The organism is Pseudomonas paralactis, assembly GCF_001439735.1.
Taxonomy (GTDB): domain Bacteria; phylum Pseudomonadota; class Gammaproteobacteria; order Pseudomonadales; family Pseudomonadaceae; genus Aquipseudomonas; species Aquipseudomonas paralactis.
The window spans coordinates 328448-351319 of record NZ_JYLN01000003.1 but is presented as its reverse complement, the minus strand read 5'-3'; the positions used below and the strand labels follow the sequence as shown (position 1 = coordinate 351319).

The following is a 22872-nucleotide window of genomic DNA, read 5'->3' as shown; positions in this document are numbered from 1 at the left end:
GTTGAGGTGTACCCGGACACTACCACAGCGTCACAAATAAACAAGATGCTGTCAGGCCTGGGCCTTGCGCTGCTCGGCTTGCGCGCAGATCACCCGGCGCCGCGCATCGTCGGCAGAGCGCCATTCACGGATGTCCTCCACGTGGCGAAAGCAGCCAAGGCAGACTTTCTGCTCATCCAGGCGACACAAACTGATACAAGGTGACGGCACCGCCGGGCTGACATTGCTGAACAGCGGCTTGGGCGGGCGTACGGTTGCAGGCTCACTCACCATCAGATCTCGTCGAAATCCAGCTCGGCGCCGGTATATTCCTGAACCAGACGCGCGAGCATTTCGCCCAGCAACTCTTCACTTTTGTCGCACTGCCATTTGCCGCTTTCTTCGTCGTAATCGAAGTGAACGCCGCCGGAGCGCGCCGCCAGCCACAGCTGACGCAGCGGCTCCTGGCGGCTGAAGATCAGTTGCTGGCCGCTCTCGAACTTGACGGTCAGCACACCGGCCGAGCTTTCCAGGTCCACGTCCAGGCCGCTGTCGTCGAAAATATCTTCCAGCTTCTCCTGGGTGGCATCCACCAGGTCGTGAAAACGGGCTTCGGTCAAACTCATTGTGGCAACCTCAAAAGTGTCTGGTTTTGCTCAAGCGCCGCACGATACGGGCGAGCCTCGCCGATTGCAAAGGATACTGATTTCCTCACGGATGACGGTACGAAATATCCCCAGGCATCGTAGCCTGCTTCCCTACTGTCTCGGCAAACCCCCGCCGGACGGGTGTTGCGGCGCATAGGCAAGCTGGCGGGTGGTCGGTATACTCGGGCGCAATTAATGCATATTCAAGGATTTCGCCATGAAGCGCCTGATCTCTTCCCTTGCTGCGCTCGTCGCGGTCGCTTGCCTCGTTAGTGCCTGTGGCCAGAAAGGCCCGTTGTACCTGCCGGATGACAGCAAAGATCCAAACGAACAGGCGCAATCGTCGCAAAAGCCGTCAAAAGCCCATAAGCACGACACCTACTAAGTTAAGGGAAACTTATGGACGCTTTTAACTACCGGGACGGCGAGCTGTTCGCGGAAGGCGTGGCCTTGTCCGCGATTGCCCAGCGCTTCGGCACCCCGACCTATGTGTACTCGCGTGCGCATATCGAAGCCCAATACCGCTCGTTCACCGACGCGCTCGACGGCGTGCCGCACCTGGTGTGCTACGCAGTCAAGGCCAACTCCAACCTGGGTGTACTCAATGTCCTGGCGCGTCTTGGCGCTGGTTTTGACATCGTGTCCCGTGGCGAGCTGGAACGCGTATTGGCCGCCGGCGGCCAGGCGGACAAAATCGTCTTCTCCGGCGTCGGCAAGAGCCGCGAAGACATGCGCCGCGCGCTGGAAGTCGGCGTGCATTGCTTCAACGTCGAATCGACCGACGAGCTGGAGCGCCTGCAGGTGGTCGCCGCCGAGATGGGCGTGCGTGCGCCGATCTCCCTGCGCGTCAACCCAGACGTCGACGCCGGCACCCACCCGTATATTTCCACCGGTCTCAAAGAGAACAAGTTCGGCATCGCCATCGCCGACGCCGAAGAGGTGTACGTCCGCGCCGCGCAACTGCCGAACCTGGAAGTACTGGGCGTCGACTGCCATATCGGCTCGCAACTGACCACTCTGCCGCCGTTCCTGGATGCCCTCGACCGCCTGCTGGCTCTGATCGACCGTCTGGGCGAGTGCGGCATCTACCTGCACCACATCGACCTCGGTGGTGGCGTGGGCGTGCGTTATCGCGATGAAGAGCCGCCGCTGATTGCCGACTATATCCAGGCCGTGCGCGAGCGCATCGAAGGCCGCGACCTGACGCTGATGTTCGAGCCGGGCCGCTACATCGTTGCCAACGCTGGCGTGTTGCTGACCCAGGTCGAGTACCTCAAGCACACCGAACACAAGGATTTCGCCATCGTCGATGCGGCGATGAACGACCTGATCCGCCCGGCGCTGTACCAGGCCTGGATGGATGTCACCGCCGTGACGCCGCGCACAAGCGAAGCGCGCGCCTATGACATCGTCGGGCCCATCTGCGAGACCGGCGACTTCCTGGCCAAGGATCGTCAGTTGGCTCTGGAAGAAGGTGATCTGCTGGCCGTGCATTCGGCCGGTGCCTACGGGTTTGTCATGAGTTCCAACTACAACACCCGCGGGCGTACCGCCGAGGTGCTGGTGGACGGTGATCAAGCGTTTGAAGTGCGTCGCCGCGAGACGGTAGCCCAGTTGTATGCTGGCGAAAGCCTGCTGCCGGAGTAAGCCATGCTGCTGCGTTTTACCAAGATGCACGGGCTGGGTAATGATTTCATGGTCCTCGACCTGGTCAGCCAGCACGCGCACATCCTGCCCAAACACGCCAAACAGTGGGGCGACCGTCACACCGGCATCGGTTTCGACCAGTTGCTGCTGGTGGAGGCGCCGAGCAACCCGGAGGTGGATTTCCGCTACCGGATCTTCAATTCCGACGGTTCCGAAGTGGAACAGTGCGGCAACGGAGCGCGCTGCTTTGCACGCTTTGTGCTGGACAAGCGCCTGACCGCCAAGCGCCAGATTCGCGTCGAAACCAAGGGCGGCGTGATCGAACTGGATATTCGCAGTGACGGCCAGATCAGCGTCAACATGGGCGCGCCACGTCTGGAGCCGGCGGATATTCCGTTCCAGGCCACCGAGCAGGCCCTCAGCTACCCGTTGGATGTGGATGGCAAAACCGTGGAGATCGCCGCCGTGTCCATGGGCAACCCCCATGCGGTGCTGCGGGTCAACGACATCAATAACGCCCCGGTGCACGAACTGGGGCCGAAGATCGAACATCACCCGCGCTTTCCCGCCCGGGTCAATGTGGGCTTCCTGCAGGTGATCGACCGTACCCGCGCGCAATTGCGCGTTTGGGAACGTGGCGCCGGCGAAACCCAGGCTTGCGGTACCGGCGCTTGTGCCGCTGCCGTAGCTGCGATCAGCCAGGGGTGGATGGATTCGCCGCTGCTGATCGACCTGCCCGGTGGACGTTTGTCTATCGAATGGGCAGGCCCTGGCCACCCGGTGATGATGACCGGGCCGGCCTCGCGCGTATACGAAGGACAGGTCCGTCTATGAGTGAGCCAAACCAATGACCGATAAGCCTCAAGTACCCGCACACGCTACCCCGAGTGAAAGCCTGGAGGCCGCTGCTGTCGCGGCGTACCTTGAGGCTAATCCGGACTTCTTCGTCGAACATGAAGAACTGCTGCCGGCCTTGCGCATTCCCCACCAGCGCGGCGATACCGTGTCGCTGGTGGAGCGGCAGATGAAGATTCTGCGCGAGCGCAATATTGAAATGCGCCATCGACTCTCCCATCTGATGGACGTGGCGCGCGACAACGACCGCTTGTTCGACAAGACCCGCCGCCTGATCCTGACCCTGATGGACGCCGCCAGCCTGGAAGAAACGGTGATCGCCGTGGAAGACAGCCTGCGCGAGGATTTCCAGGTGCCCTTTGTCAGCCTGATCCTGTTCAGCGACAACCCGATGCCGGTGGGTCGCTGGGTCACAGGTGGTGAAGCACAGACTGCCATCGGCGGCCTGCTGTCCGAAGGCAAGACGGTCAGCGGCACCTTGCGTGAACATGAACTGGACTTCCTGTTTGGCGCCGAGCAGCGCAAGCAGATCGGCTCTACCGCCGTCATCGCCCTCAGCCATCAAGGCTTGCACGGCGTGCTGGCCATCGCCAGCCGCGATCCTGCGCACTACAAAAGCTCGGTAGGCACGCTGTTCCTGACCTATATCGCCCAAGTGCTGGGCCGCGTCCTGCCGCGCCACACCACCACACTGCGCGCGGTGCGCTGACCATGGAGCGGCAACTGGACGCCTACTGCGCTCACCTGCGCAATGAGCGCCAGGTGTCGCCCCACACCCTTGAAGCCTATCGGCGAGACTTGAACAAGGTTCTGGCCTACTGTGAGAAACAGCACGTCAGTAGCTGGAAAGCCCTGGATATCCAGGCCCTGCGCAGCCTGATCGCCCGGTTGCACCAGCAAGGCCAGTCCTCACGTAGCCTGTCTCGGCTGCTGTCTGCAGTGCGCGGCCTCTATCACTACCTCAATCGCGAGGGCTTGTGCGATCACGACCCGGCCAATGGCCTGTCCCCACCCAAGGGCGAGCGGCGCCTGCCCAAGACCCTGGACACCGACCGTGCCTTGCAGCTGCTCGATGGCGCGGTAGAGGATGACTTCCTGGCCCATCGCGACCAGGCGATCCTTGAGCTGTTCTATTCCTCGGGCCTGCGCCTGTCAGAGCTGACAAGCCTGAACCTTGATCAGTTGGACCTTGCCGATGGCCTGATACAAGTGCTCGGCAAAGGTAGCAAGACCCGCGTGCTGCCGGTGGGCAGAAAAGCCCGCGAAGCCTTGCAGCTATGGCTGCCACTGCGCCTTTTGACCAACCCGGCGGACGATGCGGTGTTTGTCAGCCAGCAAGGCCGACGCCTGGGGCCACGCGCCATCCAGCTTCGGGTCAAGGCCGCCGGCGAGCGGGAGCTGGGGCAGAACCTGCACCCGCACATGCTGCGCCACTCCTTTGCCAGCCATCTGCTGGAGTCCTCTCAGGATCTGCGCGCCGTACAGGAACTGCTCGGCCACGCCGATATCAAGACCACCCAGATCTACACACACCTGGACTTCCAGCACCTGGCAACGGTGTACGACAGCGCCCATCCACGGGCCAAACGCATCAAAGGCAGCGACTCATGAGTATCAAGCTGATCACCTTCGACCTGGACGACACCCTCTGGGACAACGTACCCGTCATCATCAGCGCCGAAGCGTCGATGCGCGAATGGCTGGCGCTCAACGCCTCCAAGGTCGGGGATCTGCCCCTGGAGCATTTCGCCAGCCTGCGTCAGCAAGTGTTGCAGCGCCATCCCGAGCTCAAGCACCGCATCAGCGTCCTGCGTCACCGGGTGTTGATGCTGGCATTCGAGGAGGCCGGCTATCCCCAGCCTGAAGCGATGCAAATGGCGGATGTCTGCTTCGAAGCGTTTATCCATGCTCGTCACCAGCTCACCGTGTTCCCGGAAGCCGAACCGATGCTCAAGGCGCTGCGCCAGCACTTCCTGCTGGGGGTGATCACCAATGGCAATGCCGATGTGCAGCGCGTTGGCCTGGCGGACTATTTTCACTTTGCCCTGCGCGCTGAAGATATCGGCATCGCCAAGCCGGATGCACGGCTGTTTCAGGAGGCGCTGCAACGTGGCGGTGTGGACGCCAGCGCGGCAGTGCATGTGGGCGATCATCCTGGGGATGACATCGCCGGCGCGCAGCAGGCGGGGCTGCGGGCGGTGTGGTTCAACCCTACGGGCAAGGCCTGGGAGGGAGACAAGCACCCGGATGCGCAGATTCGCAGCCTGACGGAGTTACCGCCACTGCTGAGTCGCTGGAGCTAACACTGACCCCAATGTGGGAGCTGGCTTGCCTGCGATAGCGGTGGATCAGTCAACACAGGGCTCGCAGATAGACCGCTATCGCAGGCAAGCCAGCTCCCACAGGGTATTGCAGCAAACCGGTAAATTGCTCCAGGCATGAAAAAGCCCGCAGCGACGGCGGGCTTTTCCTTACAAGCAGGAGGCAGACCCTAGATAGGTCGGCTGCCGTACTTGTTATCCGGCTTCTTCGGTGGGTCTGCGACCACGTTAGCCTCGACTTCGACCACTTTGCCGCCTTTAGCGAGGAATTCCTCCATCGCACGGGCCAGGGCATCGCGCTCTTTGTTCTTGGCTTCAACGCTTGGCAGCTCGTCTACCGAAACTGCAGCCTTGGCTTTGCCCTTGGCTTTGGGAGCCGCGTCATCGGCACCGCTGTCATCGGCATCGTCAGCAACGTCTTCCGCCGCTACTTCAAGACCTTCTTCGGTGTCGTCTTCATCACCTACTTCGAGGTCGTCTTGTTCCAGATCATCGTCGCTCATGTTCTACCTCATGACTTGCGAAAAGCAGATTAGTTATAGCCCAGCTTCACCCTCTGTCGAGGTCGCCGGAAAAAAATCAACATCCACCGGATCTCCAGTGGCTTAAGCCTCTTCACCGTGCAAGGTGGCGAGGACTTTACGAGCACCGCCATGATCACGGTGCTCGCCCAGATAAACACCTTGCCATGTCCCCATCGCCAAGCGGCCGGCCTTGACCGGCAAACTCAGCTGGCAGCCCAGCAGACTGGCCTTGAAGTGCGCCGGCAGATCATCCGGACCTTCGTCGTTGTGCTCAAACCCTGCGCGACCCTGTGGCACCAGCAGGTTGAAAAAACGCTCGAAGTCACGGCGAACCGCCGGGTCGGCATTCTCGTTGACGGTCAACGAGGCCGAGGTGTGCTGCAGCCACAGATGCAACAGGCCCACACGGCAAGCCTTCAATTCAGGCAAGCCGGCAAGCAACTCGTCCGTTACCAGGTGAAAGCCCCGGGGCTTGGCCCGCAGGGTAATCAGGGTCTGTTGCCACATACAGTTCTCCGCCCATCGGCGCGCATTCTAGCGCGCTCTGGGAAAAAACAAAGTGCCGAATACGCCTTCATGCCTGTAAGACATTTGCACTCTGAAAAGTGCCGTGTGGATCCCATCACAAAGTTGATAAAAAACCCATACACCTTTAGCCAAAGACAAACACCAGACAAAAAAATGCCCGGCAAGCCGGGCATGTTTTTTTCACGTACTTACAAGTTGTAGCCACGCTCGTTGTGTTGCGCCAGATCAAGGCCCACAGCCTCTTCTTCCTCGGTGACGCGCAGGCCCATGACCATATCCAGCACCTTGAGAATGACGTAGGTCACGATGGCTGTGTAGATCACTGTGAAGCCGACGCCTTTGCACTGGATCCAGACCTGGGCGGCGATGTCGGTCACGGTGCCGAAGCCGCCGAGTGCCGGGGCTGCGAACACACCGGTGAGGATCGCACCGACGATACCGCCGATACCGTGCACACCGAAGGCATCCAGGGAGTCGTCGTAGCCCAGCTTGCGCTTGAGGCTGGTGGCGCAGAAGAAGCACACCACACCGGCGACCAGGCCGATCACCAGCGCACCCATCGGGCCCACGGTGCCTGCGGCTGGCGTCACGGCAACCAGGCCGGCCACCACACCCGAGGCAATGCCCAGTGCACTTGGCTTGCCGTGGGTGATCCACTCGGCGAACATCCAGCCCAGCGCCGCAGCAGCGGTGGCAATCTGGGTGACCAGCATCGCCATGCCCGCCGTGCCGTTGGCCGCCGCAGCAGAACCTGCGTTGAAGCCAAACCAACCGATCCACAGCATGGCCGCGCCGATCAAGGTGTAACCCAGGTTGTGGGGTGCCATCGGTGTGGTCGGGAAGCCTTTACGCTTGCCGAGCACGATGCACGCCACCAGGCCGGCCACACCCGCGTTGATGTGCACGACTGTGCCGCCGGCAAAGTCCAGCACGCCCCAGTCCCACATCAGGCCACCGTTGCCGCTCCAGACCATGTGCGCGATCGGTGCGTAGACCAGAGTGAACCAGACAGCCATGAAGATCAGCATCGCGGAGAACTTCATGCGCTCGGCGAAAGCACCGACGATCAGCGCCGGGGTGATGATGGCGAAGGTCATCTGGAAGGTGATGAACACCGCTTCCGGAAACAGCGCCGCAGGCCCGGTGATGCTGGCCGGGGTGACACCCGCCAGGAACGCCTTGCCCAGGCCGCCGAAGAAGGAGTTGAAGTTGACCACACCCTGTTCCATACCGGTGGTGTCAAACGCGATGCTGTAGCCGTAGACGACCCACAGGATGCTGATCAGGCCGGTGATGGCAAAGCACTGCATCATCACCGACAGAATATTCTTGGAGCGGACCATGCCGCCGTAGAACAGCGCCAGGCCAGGGATGGTCATGAACAGCACCAGAGCGGTGGCGGTCAGCATCCAGGCGGTGTCGCCGGAGTTGAGGACTGGAGCAGCCACTTCGTCTGCCGCCATGGCCAGGCTTGGCATTACGATGGACAGCAGGGCTCCGAGCCCTGCGAATTTACGCAGAGTCATAGTGTTTTCTCCTGGGGCGTTGGGGTTTGGCGGCTTAGATTGCGTCGGTATCGGTTTCGCCGGTACGGATGCGAATAGCCTGTTCCAGATTGACCACGAAGATCTTGCCGTCACCGATCTTGCCGGTGTTGGCCGCCTTGGTTATCGCCTCGATAACCCGGTCAAGATCCTTGTCGTCAATGGCGACATCAATCTTCACCTTCGGCAGGAAATCGACTACGTATTCCGCGCCGCGATACAGCTCGGTATGACCCTTCTGCCGACCGAAGCCCTTGACCTCAGTAACGGTAATGCCCTGCACGCCGATCTCGGACAGTGACTCGCGTACATCGTCCAACTTGAACGGCTTGATGATGGCAGTGACTAGCTTCATGAAAACTCTCTCCCGAATTGGTGGACTTGCCCCAGGAAAACAAACCCGTCTCAAGTCTAAGCGCAGTGCCTGGCTTTGTAACGCATCGTCGCCTCGGCATTTACCGTTGCGACGCCAGCGATCCACTGGTGACGAAACCTGTACCCCAGATCCGTCGGCGCACTGCATTCGTCACAGCGACTGCATCAGTGCATGGGTCATGATCGTCTAAGCAGAAACCTTGCCAGCTCCGTAAAAATCACTGAAATCAGTCCTTTGCCCACTTGTGCCCACCCACGGGGCGTGTGCGCGGCCGCAATGCGCATCAAAACGGTGCGCAGCCGCCCGCCTTGATGCGCGAAAACCGTGCGCGACGCGGCATGAAAAAGACTATAGACGCTGCGTGATACACTGCCGGCCAACTGTTTTCCGGAATATTTCCCATGCTCGCGCCCAAAGACCTCCTCGACGCCCTGAGCGGCCACGCCTCTCGCCTGTTCAGCGGCGACACCCCGCTGCCCCGCAATGAAATCGAAAGCCAGTTCAAGGCTTTGCTACAGAGTGGTTTCAGCAAGCTCGACCTGGTCAGCCGGGAAGAGTTTGACAGCCAGATGGTCGTACTGGCCCGCACACGTGCGCGATTGGAGAGCCTGGAGGCGAAGGTGGCTGAACTTGAAGCACGGTTGGCGCCATCCTCTGCTGAATAAACACGGTTAGTGTGGGAGCTGGCTTGCCTGCGATGGCGGTGCATCAGCGGATGATTCTTTGCTGACATACCGCTATCGCAGGCAAGCCAGCTCCCACATTTGTTTTGCATTGCCGCCCGGATACGTTCTGTAAAACCTCCCTACCTCGCTAGACGCCCACCTCGTCTACCCTTGAAAAATCCGCAGGAAGCGGCCCACCCTTTCAAGGAACGAGCATGTCCCTCGCTATCGTGCACAGCCGCGCCCAGGTCGGCGTCGAAGCCCCCGCCGTCACTGTTGAAGTGCATATGGCCAATGGATTGCCATCGCTGACGCTGGTGGGCCTGCCGGAAACTGCGGTGAAGGAAAGCAAGGACCGCGTCCGCAGCGCCATTCTCAACTCAGCGCTGCAATACCCGGCCCGGCGCATTACCCTCAATCTCGCGCCCGCCGATCTGCCCAAGGACGGCGGGCGTTTTGATCTGGCGATTGCCCTGGGGATCCTGGCGGCCAGTGTGCAGGTGCCGGCCTTGATGCTTGATGACGTGGAGTGCCTTGGGGAGCTGGCGTTGTCGGGCGAGGTGCGGGCGGTGAAAGGTGTGCTGCCGGCCGCGCTGGCGGCGCGCAAGGCCGGGCGCACCGTGATAGTGCCCAGGGCCAATGCCGAGGAAGCCTGCCTGGCATCGGGGCTCAAAGTGATTGCGGTGGACCACCTGCTGCAAGTGGTGGCGCACCTCAATGGGCACGTGCCGATTGAGCCCTACAGATCCGATGGCTTGCTGTACCTGAACAAGCCTTACCCGGACCTGAGTGAAGTGCAGGGCCAGCTGGCAGCCAAGCGTGCCTTGCTGATTGCGGCAGCCGGCGCACACAACCTGTTGTTCAGCGGGCCACCTGGCACCGGCAAAACTCTGCTGGCCAGCCGTCTGCCGGGCTTGCTGCCACCGCTGAGCGAGCAGGAGGCATTGGAAGTGGCCGCAATCCAATCCGTGGTCAGCCTGGCACCGCTGAGCCATTGGCCTAATCGCCCGTTTCGCCAGCCGCACCACTCGGCATCGGGCCCTGCGCTGGTGGGTGGCGGCTCGAAGCCGCAGCCGGGGGAAATCACCCTGGCCCATCACGGCGTGCTGTTTCTGGATGAGCTGCCGGAATTTGATCGCAAGGTACTGGAGGTGCTGCGCGAGCCATTGGAGTCGGGGCATATAGTGATCTCCAGAGCCCGTGACCGGGTGAGTTTCCCGGCGCGCTTCCAACTGGTCGCGGCCATGAACCCCTGCCCTTGCGGCTACATGGGCGAACCCAGCGGGCGTTGTCGGTGTACGCCGGAGCAGATACAACGCTATCGCAACAAGCTATCCGGGCCGCTGCTGGACCGGATTGATTTGCACCTGACAGTCGCGCGGGAGGTCACCGCACTGAACCCCTCACAACAGGCCGGCGACACCACCGCGCAAGCGTCCGCCCAGGTGGCACAAGCCCGTGAACGCCAGCACCAGCGCCAGGGTTGTGCCAATGCACTCCTCGATCTGCCCCGGCTACGGGAACACTGCCAGTTGGCCAAAGCCGATGAAAGCTGGCTGGAGAGCGCGTGTGAACGGCTGACATTATCGCTGCGTGCCGCCCACCGACTGCTCAAGGTCGCGCGCACCCTGGCGGACCTTGAGCAAGTGGAAGGCATCGCCCGTCATCATTTGGCGGAAGCCTTGCAGTACCGACCAGCCGCTAATGGCTAGCGCGTGTCAGGAGAGAGCGGCGCGGCGGGCGCTGGCCGGGGCGACCATTAAGCCTCAACGAAACCGATCCACCTCCTGACGCAAACCTGCCGCCAGGGTCTCCAGTTCCTTGGCGGTGACTGCCAGGTTCGACACCACTTCACGCTGCTCGCTGTTGGCCAGGGCAATGCTCTGCAAGTTACTGCTGAGCAGGGTTGCGGTGCTGCTCTGCTCCTGGGTGGCGGTGGTGATCGCAGCGAATTGCTGGCCGGCCGAGCGGCTTTGCTCATCGATACGCGCCAGGGCCGAGGCGACGTCGGCATTACGCGACAGGCCGTCCTGCATCAAGACCTTGCCGTGCTCCATAGTGCTGATGGCGTTGCCGGTTTCCTGCTGGATGCTCTGGATCATCGCCGAAATTTCATCGGTGGCCTGGCGGGTGCGCGAGGCCAGGTTACGCACTTCGTCGGCGACCACGGCAAAACCACGACCTTGCTCACCGGCACGGGCGGCTTCGATGGCGGCGTTGAGCGCCAGCAGGTTGGTCTGTTCGGCGATGGACGTGATCACGCCGACAATCCCACCGATTTCCTGGGAGCGCTGGCCCAGGGTATTGATCACCGAAGCGGTACTGTTCAGGGCAGTGGCGATATGTTCCAGCGACGATGACGCCTCCTGCATCGAGGTGCGGCCGATCCGGGTCTGCTGGGCATTCTCTTGCGCCAGGCGCTCGGTATTGCCCATGTTGTCGGCGATGTTCAACGAAGTGGCACTGAACTCTTCCACCGCGCCGGCCATGCTGGTGATCTCGCCAGACTGTTGCTCCATGCCTTCATAGGCACCGCCGGATAACCCCGACAACGCCTGGGCACGGCTATTGACCTGTTGGGCCGCGCTGCGGATATGCGAAACCATGGTCGACAGCGCTTCACCCATCTGATTGAAGCTGCGCGCCAACTGCCCGATTTCGTCATGGCTGGACACGTTGAGGCGTGCGCTCAAGTCGCCTGCGCCCAGAGCCTCTGCCTGGCGTACGAGGTCGCTCAATGGCGCCAGTTTGCTGCGCAACAGCCACACCGTGGCGCCCACTGCCAGCAACATCGCCAGCACACTGCCGATCACCAAGCGGATACCGACTTCCCAGGTCACAGCGCGAATTTCCGCCTTGGGCATACTCGCCACCACCGCCCAGGGGCCTCCTTCGAACGGCACCGAGACACTGTAGAAGTCTTCGTTGTTGTCGCTCCAGAAACGCCCTACCCCCGGCGTCTTTGCCAGGTCGAGCATCACGGCAATGGCCTGATCCGGTGCCTGCACGCCGGCTGGCGGTACCAGCCAGTGCTTCTGTTCATCCAGCAGCGCCAGGGAGCCGGTCTGACCGAGACGGAAGCGCTTGAGATTTTCAAACTGAGCGTTCTGGGCGTCGGTGTAATCGAAGCCGATAAACAGCACGGCGATGACCTTGCCGCTGCTGTCACGCACCGGGCTGTACTGGGTCATGTAGGAACGGTCGAACAATACCGCACGGCCGATATAGGTTTGCCCGTCGGCCACACGCTGGTAAGCCGCGCCCTGGCGGTCAAGCACAGTGCCGATGGCGCGGTTGCCATCCTGCTTGGTCAGGGACGTGCTGACGCGGATAAAGTCGTCGCCGCTGCGCACGAATACGGTGGCCACACCGCCGGACATTTGCTTGAACTCATCCACTTCTTCGAAGTTATTGTTCAGCACCTCGTTACCCAGATACAGGCTCGGCGTTTGTACACCGGCCACGGCCACGGGTTGGTCGGCACGCACACTCAAGCCGGCGCCGAAGCGCTTTTCAAACAGCCCGCTCAAACGCTGGGTACTCTCGCGCAGGGTGCTGTGGAAGGTATTGAGTTGGTCGGCGAGCAAACGCGCCTCGCTGGCCAGGTGTTCCTCACGAGTATCGAGGTTGGCGGAATCGAGAGAACGCAGGGCAAACACGGTACTGCCGCTGATAACGACAGCCAGAATCACGGCAAGGGCGAGACCTAACTGGGAGGCAATCCGGGCACGAGGTTGAGACATGACAGCTCCTGGCCGAGGCCAGGATCATCCTGATCTCATAGCGCTGCTCGGCAAATTATCTAGTGGGAAACGTTGGTGCACGATGGTTCCAACACCCCTTCTTCGGCGGCACTTGGTAATACTTGAGCGAATCACAGGGGTATCCCGCAAACGATTGCATGGATTGCCGGCGCCTGCTCAATCGAGACGTTCAACCCGGGGCAATTCCATCGCTTTGACTTCACCTTGAAGAAACTCCGCCAGCCGTCGCAAACGTTCTCCACCGGGACGGGTTTTCGGCCACACCAGGTAGTAGCTTTCCCCACTGGAGACCGCCGTGGGCCACGGCAGGCTCAGGCGTCCCTGGGCCACGTCTTCAGCCACCATCAGCAAATCGCCCATGGATACGCCATAGCCACGCGCCGCCGCGATCATGCCCAATTCAAGGGTATCGAACACCTGCCCGCCCTTGAGAGACACCTGGGACGACAACCCCATGCGCGCCAGCCAACTGCGCCAGTCGCGACGGTCAGGCGTGGGATGCAATAACTCGGCACTCGCCAGGCGTGCGGCGTCCCAAGGGCCATCCTCCAGCAGGTTCGGCGCGCCCACGGGGATCAGCAATTCGGGGAACAGGTAACTGGCCTCCCAATCCGCCGGAAAATGCCCGTCGCTCAACAACACCGCACAGTCGAAGGGTTCCTGATTGAAGTCCACTTCATCCACGCTCATCCACGCACTGGTCAGTTGCACCTCATTGCCTGGCTGCAAGGCGCGGAAGCGACTCAGGCGCGCCAACAGCCAGCGCATGGTCAAGGTGGACGGCGCCTTCATGCGCAGAATGTCATCTTCAGTATTCAAGGTATGACAGGCGCGCTCCAACGCCGCAAAGCCCTCGCGCACACCTGGCAGCAACAGGCGCGCAGCTTCAGTGAGCTGCAGGTTGCGACCGCTGCGCTGGAAAAGGCGGCAGGCGAAATGCTCTTCAAGGGTGCGGATATGTCGGCTGACCGCACTTTGGGTAATGGACAGTTCCTGCGCCGCCCGGGTGAAGGAGTTGTGCCGGGAAGCGGCTTCAAATGCACGCAGGGCATATAAGGGAGGAAGACGACGAGACATTGGGAAAGCTCCGACAGCGCAATATCGGCACCCTATCAGAATCAGTCAGGCATGAGTTTTTATCATGTGAATGATCGCATTTATCCTTTTGTGCAAAGTGCACAATGCGCCGAGAATCAACCGTCCCCACCTTTCTGACTATTCGAGTGTGATGATCATGCAACATCCGGCACGTACCGAACTCTGGGCCATTCTGCGGCTGTCGGGGCCGCTGATTGCCTCACAGTTGGCGCACATGCTGATGGTGCTGACCGACACCCTGATGATGGCGCGCCTGAGCCCCGAAGCCCTGGCCGGCGGCGGCCTGGGCGCGGCGAGCTATTCGTTCGTGGCGATCTTCTGCATCGGCGTAATTGCAGCGGTGGGCACCCTGGTCGCTATTCGTCATGGCGCAGGCGATATCGACGGCGCCACCCGCCTGACCCAGGCCGGGCTGTGGCTGGCGTGGTTGATGGCCCTGGCAGCGGCCCTGTTGCTATGGAACTTGAAGCCGGTGCTGCTGATGTTCGGCCAGACCGAAACCAACGTGCAAGCGGCGGGGCAATTCCTCACGATCCTGCCGTTCGCCCTGCCCGGCTACCTGACGTTCATGGCACTGCGCGGTTTTACCAGCGCCATCGGCAAGGCAACGCCGGTGATGGTGATCAGCCTGTGCGGCACCGTGGTCAACTACCTGCTCAACCACGCATTGATCGAAGGCATGTTCGGCTTGCCGAAACTGGGCCTGATGGGCATTGGCCTGGTGACCGCCATCGTTGCCAATAGCATGGCGCTGGCCTTGATGTGGTACATCCGCAGCAACCGCGCCTACGCCGCCTACCCGTTGGGTACCGGCCTGCTGCGCCTGAATACTCACTATTTGCGCGAATTGTGGCGTCTGGGCCTGCCGATCGGCGGCACCTATGCAGTAGAGGTCGGGCTGTTTGCCTTTGCCGCGTTGTGCATGGGCACCATGGGCAGCACGCAGTTGGCCGCGCATCAGATTGCCCTGCAAATTGTCTCGGTGGCGTTCATGGTGCCGGCGGGGATGTCCTACGCAGTGACCATGCGCATCGGCCAGCATTACGGTGCCGGGCAGTTGTTGCAGGCACGCATGGCGGGTCGGGTCGGCATAGGCTTTGGCGCCATGGTAATGCTGGGATTCGCCGTGGTGCTGTGGCTGTTTTCCGATCCGTTGATCGGGCTGTTCCTCGACCATGACGACCCGGCATTCCATGACGTGATCGTCCTGGCCGTCAGCCTGCTGGCCGTCGCCGCCTGGTTCGAATTGTTCGACGGCGTACAGACCATTGCCATGGGCTGTATCCGTGGCTTGAAGGACGCCAAGACCACCTTTCTGGTGGGGCTGGGTTGCTATTGGCTGATTGGCGCACCGTCGGCCTGGTTGATGGCGTTCACCTTGGGCTGGGGCCCCACTGGCGTCTGGTGGGGACTGGCACTGGGCCTGGCGTGCGCAGCGGTGAGCCTGACATGGGCGTTTGAGGCGAAGATCAAGCGGATGATTCGGCAGGAGCCGGATGCTCCTGTCGGATTCCGAGCGGCCCTGCCTGACTAGCGAGTGCACGCGATCCATGTGGGAGCTGGCTTGCCTGCGATAGCGGTGTGCCAGGCTAATCATTATTAGCTGAACGACCGCTATCGCAGGCAAGCCAGCTCCCACATTTGAACCACTTTGAAGGCTTAGCCCAACAACACCTGCTGGCTTTGCCCAAACATCAGGTACTCCACCAGTTCCGGCAATGGCAACGGCTTGCTGATCAGGTACCCCTGGGCCTGGTCGCAACCGAACAAGCGCAACAGCTCAAGCTGCTCGGGTGTCTCCACGCCTTCGGCCACCACTTCCAGGTTGAGGTTGTGAGCCAGGTTGATCATCGCGTGCACCAACTTGCGGTTTTCTTCGCGCTCTTCCATGCCGCCGACAAAACTCTTGTCGATCTTCAACAAGGCGATCGGCAGGCTGTTGAGGTGCACGAACGACGAAAAACCGGTGCCGAAGTCATCCAGGGAGAACCGCACGCCGAGGCGGCCCAGGGCGTCCATGGTCTGTTTGACCAGGTCACTGCGGCGCATCACCGCGGTTTCGGTCAATTCGAACTCCAGCCATTGCGCTTCCACGCCACGTTCGGCAATCAGGCGACTGAGTGTGGAGAGCAATTGGCCGTCCTGAAACTGGCGAAACGACAGGTTGACGGCCATGTGCAGCGGCGGCAGGCCGCGTTCGCGCAGGTCTTGCATGTCGCGCAGGGCCCGGGAAATCACCCAGTAGCCCAATGGCACGATCAGACCACTCTGCTCGGCCAGCGGCACGAATTCGCTGGGCGGCAACAAACCGCGCTCGCCGTGGCGCCAGCGCACCAGGGCTTCAAGGCCGACGATATGGCCGTCGTCCAGGTCCAGGCGCGGCTGGTAATGCAGCTCCAGCTCATCGCGGCGCAAGGCCCGGCGCAGCTCACTTTCCAGGTCGGCCAGGCTGCGCGCGTTGCGGTTGATGCGTTCATTGAAGATGTGAAAAGTGCAGCCCTGGGTGCTTTTGGCCTGTTGCATGGCGATATGGGCGTGCCACATCAATGGGTCGGCGCCGGCGCGGGCGCGGGCATGTGCCACGCCCAGGCTGCAGCCGATCAACAGGCTTTCGCCATCGACCCAATAAGGCTCGGCCATCACTTCGGTGATGCGCTCAGCCATCCACTCGGCACGCTGGGGCGCGCGGCGGGTGTCGATCAGCAGGGCAAATTCATCGCTGCCCAGGCGCGCCAGTTGGTCCCCGGCTTCGAGCTGGCTCTTGAGCCGCGACACCACTTGCAGGATCAAACGGTCGCCGGCCTGGTGGCCAAGGGCGTCGTTGGCATGACGGAAGTTGTCCAGGTCCAGGTGGCCCAGAGCCAGGCCGCGACCCTCGTTTTCCGCCAGCCGCGCCGCCAGCAACGTCTGGAAGCCCTGGCGGTTGGCAATGCCCGTGAGCGGGTCCTGCTCGGCCAGGCGCTGCAAGGTGTTTTCCAGAACACCGCGCTCGCGCACATGGCGCAAGCAGCGGCGCAATGTTTCAGCGTTCAGCCCGTTCAGAATCAACCAGTCGCTGACCCCGAGCGGCGACACCAGCGGCTCCTCCTCCAACAGCAATACACATGGCAGGCTGCAGCGGCCAGGGCCGGGCTGCAGGCTTGGCGTGGTCAATAGCACGGCACCCTGGTCGTCATCGAACAGACGACTCACCGAGTCCCAGTTGGGCGCACTGATCAGCACAGCCCCTTCGCCCATCGGCACCAGGCACTCGCGCAACAACGCTGCCCATGCAGGCTCTTCGGCCAGCAGCAGCAAACGCAAGGGTTCGACAGGCGTAGACACGCTAACTCCCTAGACTCTGCAAAATTTCATTAGCGGTGCCATTATGACGTGCGGCCTGACAATGACAAAGGATGACAAATGATAGGTGTTATCAAATACGCAGACTGTAAATAATCGTCTCGGATATTCCTCCACATCCTGCGGCAAAGTAGCAAAACCGGCAAATTTAGATCGAGTGGTACGTCACACCGTCGTTCTATGGCGGCAGAATCTTTCCAGCCTGTTAAAATGCCCGCCCTTTTGAACAACGACCCCTAAAATTCCGTATGTCCCGACTCAATCCCCGGCAGCAAGAAGCCGTGAACTACGTCGGCGGCCCTCTATTGGTGCTCGCCGGTGCAGGCTCCGGCAAGACCAGCGTGATCACGCGCAAGATCGCGCACTTGATCCAGAACTGCGGCATCCGCGCCCAGTACATTGTCGCCATGACCTTTACCAACAAGGCGGCGCGGGAAATGAAAGAGCGGGTCGGCACCCTGCTCAAAGGCGGCGAAGGCCGCGGCCTCACCGTGTGCACCTTCCACAACCTGGGCCTGAACATCATCCGCAAGGAGCATGTGCGACTGGGCTACAAGCCCGGCTTCTCGATCTTTGACGAGACCGACGTCAAGGCCCTGATGACCGACATCATGCAGAAGGAATACGCGGGCGACGACGGCGTAGACGAAATCAAGAACATGATCGGCTCGTGGAAAAACGACCTGATCCTGCCCGCCGAAGCCCTGGAAGCCGCACGCAACCCCAAGGAGCAGACCGCCGCCATCGTCTACACCCACTATCAGCGTACGCTCAAGGCGTTCAACGCAGTGGACTTCGACGACCTGATCCTGCTGCCGGTCAAGCTGTTCCAGGAACACAAGGACATCCTGGAGAAGTGGCAAAACAAGGTGCGCTACCTGCTGGTGGACGAATATCAGGACACCAACGCCAGCCAATACCTGCTGGTGAAGTTGCTGATCGGTACGCGCAACCAGTTCACCGTGGTGGGCGACGACGACCAGTCGATTTACGCCTGGCGCGGCGCCCGCCCGGAAAACCTGATGTTGCTCAAGGAAGACTACCCGTCGCTGAAAGTCGTGATGCTGGAGCAGAACTATCGCTCCACCAGCCGCATCCTGCGTTGCGCCAACGTGCTGATCTCCAACAACCCCCACGAGTTTGAAAAACAACTGTGGAGCGAGATGGGCCATGGCGATGAGATCCGCGTGATCCGCTGCCGCAACGAAGACGCCGAAGCCGAGCGCGTGGCCGTGGAGATCCTCAGCCTGCACCTGCGTACCGACCGGCCCTACAGCGACTTTGCGATCCTGTACCGCGGCAACTACCAGGCCAAGCTGATCGAGCTGAAACTGCAGCACCACCAGGTGCCGTATCGCCTGTCGGGCGGCAACAGCTTTTTCGGACGCCAGGAAGTAAAAGACCTGATGGCCTACTTCCGGCTGATCGTGAACCCGGACGACGACAACGCCTTCCTGCGCGTGATCAACGTACCGCGCCGGGAAATCGGCTCCACCACCCTGGAAAAGCTCGGCAACTACGCCACCGAACGCAAGATTTCCATGTATGCCGCCACCGACGAAATCGGCCTGGGCGAACACCTGGATACGCGCTTCACCGATCGCCTGTCGCGCTTCAAGCGTTTCATGGACAAGGTGCGCGAGCAGTGCGCCGGCGAAGACCCGATCAGCGCCCTGCGCAGCATGGTCATGGACATCGACTATGAAAACTGGCTGCGCACCAACAGCTCCAGCGACAAGGCTGCGGATTACCGCATGGGCAACGTCTGGTTCCTGATTGAAGCGCTGAAGAACACCCTGGAAAAAGACGAAGACGGCGAAATGACCGTCGAGGACGCCATCGGCAAGCTGGTGCTGCGCGACATGCTTGAGCGCCAGCAGGAAGAGGAAGACGGTGCCGAAGGCGTGCAGATGATGACCTTGCATGCCTCCAAGGGCCTGGAGTTTCCCTACGTGTTCATCATGGGCATGGAAGAGGAAATCCTCCCGCACCGCTCCAGCATCGAAGCCGACACCATTGAGGAAGAACGGCGCCTGGCCTACGTGGGCATTACCCGCGCACGTCAGACCCTGGCCTTCACCTTCGCCGCCAAGCGTAAGCAATACGGCGAAATCATCGATTGTGCGCCCAGCCGGTTCCTCGACGAGTTGCCGCCGGATGACCTGGCCTGGGAAGGCAATGACGACACCCCCACCGAGGTGAAGGCCGTTCGCGGCAACACTGCCCTGGCGGATATACGCGCGATGCTAAAGCGCTAGAATCGACTACTTTTTAATCTACTTTCGGCGCCTGCTGCGCCATCAGAGGAAGCTTTCCGTGGAAGCACTGCACAAGAAAATTCGCGAAGAGGGCATCGTGCTTTCCGATCAGGTTCTGAAGGTCGATGCCTTTTTGAACCACCAGATCGACCCGGCGCTGATGAAACTGATCGGCGACGAATTCGCCGCGCTGTTCAAGGATTCGGGGATCACCAAGATCGTCACCATCGAAGCCTCGGGTATCGCCCCGGCGATCATGACCGGGCTGAACCTGGGCGTGCCGGTGATCTTTGCGCGCAAGCAGCAGTCGTTGACCCTCACGGAAAACCTGCTGTCGGCCACGGTGTATTCCTTCACCAAGAAAACCGAAAGCACCGTGGCGATCTCCCCACGCCACCTGACCAGCAGCGACCGCGTGTTGGTGATCGATGACTTTTTGGCCAACGGCAAGGCTTCCCAGGCGCTGATTTCGATCATCAAGCAAGCTGGCGCAACCGTGGCCGGCCTGGGCATCGTGATCGAGAAGTCGTTCCAGGGTGGGCGTGCGGAGCTGGATGCGCAGGGTTATCGGGTTGAATCGCTGGCGCGGGTGAAGTCGCTGGCCGGTGGTGTCGTGACCTTTATCGAGTAATCACTGTGTGGGAGCTGGCTTGCCTGCGATAGCGGTGTGTCAGTCGACAGAGATGTCGACTGACAGGCCCTCATCGCAGGCAAGCCAGCTCCCACATTAGGTTTTGCGTTGCGCTGTCAGTGGGCGGTGGCCTGCAGTCCGGCCAGCAGCAAGCGTTGATACAGGTCTTCCTTGATGCCCTCCGGCTTATCCAAGCGCATCCGCTGCAAATGCTCGGGAAACGCCTCCGGCTCCGGCGCGTCGAGTGCCGCCTTGCCCAACTCCAGAATTTCCGTGAGCTTGAATTTGCTCTTGAGCCAGTTCAGCGCCCGCAACAAGTCCCGCTCCTCATCCGTGAAGTCACTGCCCAGGGGGTATTCGGGAAACAAGCGACGGTGCCTGGCCTGAATCGCCTGGAGCCGCTGCGGCGTGTTGTCCGCAAAGCGCGGATCCAACTGGAAATCTTTGGGCAGCTTGCCGGCCTTTTGCGCCTGCTCGATCAAGTCCCCCTGAAAACGCGAGTCGGTGATGTTAAGCAGCGCCTCAATCACCTTGGCATCCGTCTGCCCGCGCAAGTCGGCAATGCCGTACTCGGTAATGACAATATCGCGCAGGTGCCGGGGAATGGTGCAGTGGCCGTATTCCCAAACGATATTGGAACTGACCTCTCCCGCCGACTCACGCCAACTGCGCAAAATCAGGATTGAACGCGCACCGTCCAGCGCATGCCCCTGGGCAACGAAGTTGTACTGCCCACCCACACCACTGAGCACGCGACCATCTTCCAGTTGGTCGGCCACACCGGCACCGAGCAATGTCACCATGATCGCGCTGTTGATAAACCGCGCATCCAGGCGCTGCAGGCGCTTGAGCTCTTCCTGGCCATACAGCTCGTTGATATAGCTGATGCCGGTCATGTTGAATTCGAGACGCTTGGCGTGGGTCATTTCCTGCAAGCGCTGGTAGAAACTGCGCGGTCCCAGGAAGAAGCCACCGTGGATCGACACGCCATCGGGTTGCGCCGCATCGTCCAGGGTGCCTGCGTTGGCCTGCCTCTGAGTTGCAACATCCGGGTAGACCTTGCGGCGCACAATGCCCGCATCCGCCAGAACCAACAGCCCGTTGACGAACATCTCACTGCAACCGTAAAGGCCCCGAGCGAAAGGCTCGACCCCGCCTTCTCGGCTGATCAGTGGCGCCCACTGATAAACATCCAGGTCCGTCAACAGCAATCGATAGGCTTCGTTATCGGCCTGGCGCGCCAGCAAGGCGGCGGTCAGCGCATCGCCCATGGAGCCAATGCCAATCTGCAAGGTGCCGCCGTCACGCACCAGGGTGCTGGCGTGCAGGCCAATAAAATGATCCTGGAAACCCACCGGCATATTCGGCGTGGAGAACAACGTGGTGCTGTCTTTTTCATCGAGCAGGTAGTCGAATTCATCCATGCCCAGCTCGGCATCACCGGGCATGTAGGGCAACTCAGTGTGGACCTGACCCACCACCAGGATGGTTTCCCCGGCCTCGCGGCGCTTGGCAATCATCGGCAGCAGGTCGAGGGTGATATCCGGGTTGCAACTCAGGCTCAGTCGATCGGGATGCTCGGGGCTGCTGGCAACCAGTTGCGCCACCAGGTTCAGGCCGGCGGCATTGATGTCGCGAGCCGCATGGCTGTAGTTGCTGCTGACGTAGTCCTGCTGCGCCGAGGCGCTATGAAGCAGGCTGCCGGGCTGCATGAAAAACTGCTGCACCTGAATATTCTTCGGCAGGCTGTCCTTGTGCAGGTCAGCGAGGAAATCCAGCTCTGGATAGTCGCCAAATACCCGCTCGATGAAGGGTTCGATGAAACGCTTTTGCAAACCATCGCCCATTGTGGGGCGGCCGAGGCTCAGAGCGGTGTAAATGGTCAGCGCCCGCTCCGGCAGTTTGGCGATACGCCGGTACAGCGCGTTGGCAAACAGATTGGGCTTGCCCAGGCCCAGCGGCATACCCATATGGATATGCGCCGGCAACCGCGCCAATACGTCGTCAACTGCTTGCTCGATTGAACACAACTGCACCATCCGACTGCTCCCGAACGTTCCGTGAATTGGGGTTGGACCGAGCTTGCCGGGTCTTTGCTGCAATGAACAGCGTCGAAACATAAATCGCGAGCACAAAAAAGCCGCTCGTAAGCGGCATTTTTGACGAAGATCAGCCGATCAGAGCCCGGACATCTTCTTGATGGCGCCTTTGAGGTCGTCATCCGAGCAATCAGCGCAGGTGCCCTTAGGCGGCATGGCATTGATACCGGTGATCGCCTTGGCCAGGATGCCATCGAGACCGCCCTGGTGGTCTGCGCGCTCTTTCCATGCGGCGGTATCACCGATTTTCGGTGCGCCCAACAAGCCAGTGCTGTGGCAAGCGTTACAGTGCTTGGCGATGATCTCGTCCGGGGTTCTCGCACCGCCGCCACCTGCCGCAACGGCCACTTCCATGCCCTTGCACTCCTGACCCTGGACGCAAACCTGGCCCACAGGCTCCAGGCGCTTGGCAATGTCGTCATTGGTCGCAGCTTGAGCGCTGACAGCCCATAGGGCCAGTACTGTTGCTGGTGCAGCCAGCATTTTCATAATTAGGTTCACGCGTTCACCCTCAATGGTGGCTATTCACGCCTGCGGCCACGGTTTCGCAGGCGGCGAAAGTATAACGGTTAGCCCGGGCCGCCGAAACAACCC

At 61.0% G+C, this 22872-nt stretch carries 22 protein-coding genes; 11 read left to right on the top strand and 11 right to left on the bottom strand.

What is annotated here, in order from left to right:
* Positions 1-51: 51 nt before the first annotated feature.
* Entirely contained in the window at positions 52-270 is a 219-nt protein-coding gene (locus TX23_RS09780; RefSeq protein WP_057702291.1) for a DUF1289 domain-containing protein, read from the bottom strand.
* A 2-nt stretch (positions 271-272) separates the two neighbouring features.
* Entirely contained in the window at positions 273-605 is a 333-nt protein-coding gene (cyaY, locus tag TX23_RS09775; protein ID WP_057701996.1) for an iron donor protein CyaY, read from the bottom strand.
* A 238-nt stretch (positions 606-843) separates the two neighbouring features.
* On the opposite strand from cyaY, the gene lptM reads away from it, so the two are divergent.
* Genes lptM through TX23_RS09750 form a run of 6 tightly spaced genes read left to right on the top strand, consistent with a single transcriptional unit; the run spans position 844 to position 5431 of the window.
* Positions 844-1011: an LPS translocon maturation chaperone LptM gene (gene lptM / locus TX23_RS27020; RefSeq protein ID WP_003195417.1), complete on the top strand. Its 168-nt coding sequence runs from the start codon at positions 844-846 to the stop codon at positions 1009-1011.
* Between the two features lie 14 nt (positions 1012-1025).
* Entirely contained in the window at positions 1026-2273 is a 1248-nt protein-coding gene (gene lysA / locus TX23_RS09770) for a diaminopimelate decarboxylase (protein WP_057701995.1), read from the top strand.
* A gap of 3 nt (positions 2274-2276) precedes the next feature.
* Positions 2277-3107 (top strand): diaminopimelate epimerase, encoded by an 831-nt coding sequence (dapF, locus tag TX23_RS09765; protein ID WP_057701994.1) that lies wholly within the window; start codon positions 2277-2279, stop codon positions 3105-3107.
* Positions 3108-3120: 13 nt separating this feature from the next.
* The gene (locus tag TX23_RS09760; RefSeq protein WP_057701993.1) at positions 3121-3837 is read left to right on the top strand and encodes a DUF484 family protein; all 717 of its coding nucleotides are present in this window, start codon (positions 3121-3123) and stop codon (positions 3835-3837) included.
* Between the two features lie 2 nt (positions 3838-3839).
* Positions 3840-4739: a tyrosine recombinase XerC gene (xerC, locus tag TX23_RS09755; RefSeq protein WP_032878757.1), complete on the top strand. Its 900-nt coding sequence runs from the start codon at positions 3840-3842 to the stop codon at positions 4737-4739.
* Positions 4736-5431 (top strand): HAD family hydrolase, encoded by a 696-nt coding sequence (locus TX23_RS09750; protein ID WP_057701992.1) that lies wholly within the window; start codon positions 4736-4738, stop codon positions 5429-5431. The genes xerC and TX23_RS09750 overlap by 4 nt, the downstream gene beginning before the upstream one ends.
* 188 nt (positions 5432-5619) lie before the next feature.
* Here TX23_RS09750 and sutA read toward each other — a convergent pair whose 3' ends face one another.
* The 4 genes from sutA to glnK form a co-directional block, all read right to left on the bottom strand.
* Positions 5620-5952, bottom strand: coding sequence for a transcriptional regulator SutA (sutA, locus tag TX23_RS09745; protein WP_057701991.1), 333 nt, complete (start codon positions 5950-5952; stop codon positions 5620-5622).
* 102 nt (positions 5953-6054) lie between these two features.
* Positions 6055-6480: a secondary thiamine-phosphate synthase enzyme YjbQ gene (locus tag TX23_RS09740; protein ID WP_005792453.1), complete on the bottom strand. Its 426-nt coding sequence runs from the start codon at positions 6478-6480 to the stop codon at positions 6055-6057.
* A gap of 209 nt (positions 6481-6689) precedes the next feature.
* Positions 6690-8027: an ammonium transporter gene (locus TX23_RS09735; protein WP_057701990.1), complete on the bottom strand. Its 1338-nt coding sequence runs from the start codon at positions 8025-8027 to the stop codon at positions 6690-6692.
* Positions 8028-8061: 34 nt separating this feature from the next.
* On the bottom strand, positions 8062-8400 hold the full coding sequence (gene glnK / locus TX23_RS09730; RefSeq protein ID WP_002555808.1) for a P-II family nitrogen regulator: 339 nt from the start codon (positions 8398-8400) through the stop codon (positions 8062-8064).
* A 422-nt stretch (positions 8401-8822) separates the two neighbouring features.
* On the opposite strand from glnK, the gene TX23_RS09725 reads away from it, so the two are divergent.
* Both TX23_RS09725 and TX23_RS09720 read left to right on the top strand, forming a co-directional pair.
* Positions 8823-9086 (top strand): accessory factor UbiK family protein, encoded by a 264-nt coding sequence (locus TX23_RS09725; RefSeq protein WP_005792456.1) that lies wholly within the window; start codon positions 8823-8825, stop codon positions 9084-9086.
* A 215-nt stretch (positions 9087-9301) separates the two neighbouring features.
* Positions 9302-10798, top strand: coding sequence for a YifB family Mg chelatase-like AAA ATPase (locus TX23_RS09720; protein WP_057701989.1), 1497 nt, complete (start codon positions 9302-9304; stop codon positions 10796-10798).
* Positions 10799-10852: 54 nt separating this feature from the next.
* On the opposite strand, the gene TX23_RS09715 is transcribed toward TX23_RS09720, so the two are convergent.
* Complete coding sequence (locus tag TX23_RS09715; protein WP_057701988.1) at positions 10853-12829, bottom strand: methyl-accepting chemotaxis protein; 1977 nt, start codon at positions 12827-12829, stop codon at positions 10853-10855.
* Positions 12830-13006: 177 nt separating this feature from the next.
* Positions 13007-13927: a LysR substrate-binding domain-containing protein gene (locus TX23_RS09710; RefSeq protein ID WP_057701987.1), complete on the bottom strand. Its 921-nt coding sequence runs from the start codon at positions 13925-13927 to the stop codon at positions 13007-13009.
* A 151-nt stretch (positions 13928-14078) separates the two neighbouring features.
* Here TX23_RS09710 and TX23_RS09705 point away from each other — a divergent pair, with 151 nt between their 5' ends.
* The gene (locus tag TX23_RS09705; protein WP_057702290.1) at positions 14079-15482 is read left to right on the top strand and encodes a NorM family multidrug efflux MATE transporter; all 1404 of its coding nucleotides are present in this window, start codon (positions 14079-14081) and stop codon (positions 15480-15482) included.
* Positions 15483-15607: 125 nt separating this feature from the next.
* On the opposite strand, the gene TX23_RS09700 is transcribed toward TX23_RS09705, so the two are convergent.
* Entirely contained in the window at positions 15608-17272 is a 1665-nt protein-coding gene (locus tag TX23_RS09700) for a putative bifunctional diguanylate cyclase/phosphodiesterase (protein WP_057701986.1), read from the bottom strand.
* Positions 17273-17538: 266 nt separating this feature from the next.
* Between TX23_RS09700 and rep the strand changes: the two genes are divergently transcribed.
* Positions 17539-19548: a DNA helicase Rep gene (gene rep / locus TX23_RS09695; RefSeq protein ID WP_005792464.1), complete on the top strand. Its 2010-nt coding sequence runs from the start codon at positions 17539-17541 to the stop codon at positions 19546-19548.
* Between the two features lie 58 nt (positions 19549-19606).
* Positions 19607-20179: a xanthine phosphoribosyltransferase gene (locus TX23_RS09690; protein ID WP_003195447.1), complete on the top strand. Its 573-nt coding sequence runs from the start codon at positions 19607-19609 to the stop codon at positions 20177-20179.
* 116 nt (positions 20180-20295) lie between these two features.
* Here TX23_RS09690 and TX23_RS09685 read toward each other — a convergent pair whose 3' ends face one another.
* Both TX23_RS09685 and TX23_RS09680 read right to left on the bottom strand, forming a co-directional pair.
* Positions 20296-22218 carry an acetyl-CoA hydrolase/transferase C-terminal domain-containing protein gene (locus TX23_RS09685; protein WP_057701985.1) on the bottom strand — a complete coding sequence of 641 codons (1923 nt, stop codon included), beginning with the start codon at positions 22216-22218 and terminating at the stop codon, positions 20296-20298.
* 138 nt (positions 22219-22356) lie between these two features.
* Positions 22357-22767: a c-type cytochrome gene (locus TX23_RS09680; RefSeq protein WP_057701984.1), complete on the bottom strand. Its 411-nt coding sequence runs from the start codon at positions 22765-22767 to the stop codon at positions 22357-22359.
* Between the last annotated feature and the right edge of the window lie 105 nt (positions 22768-22872).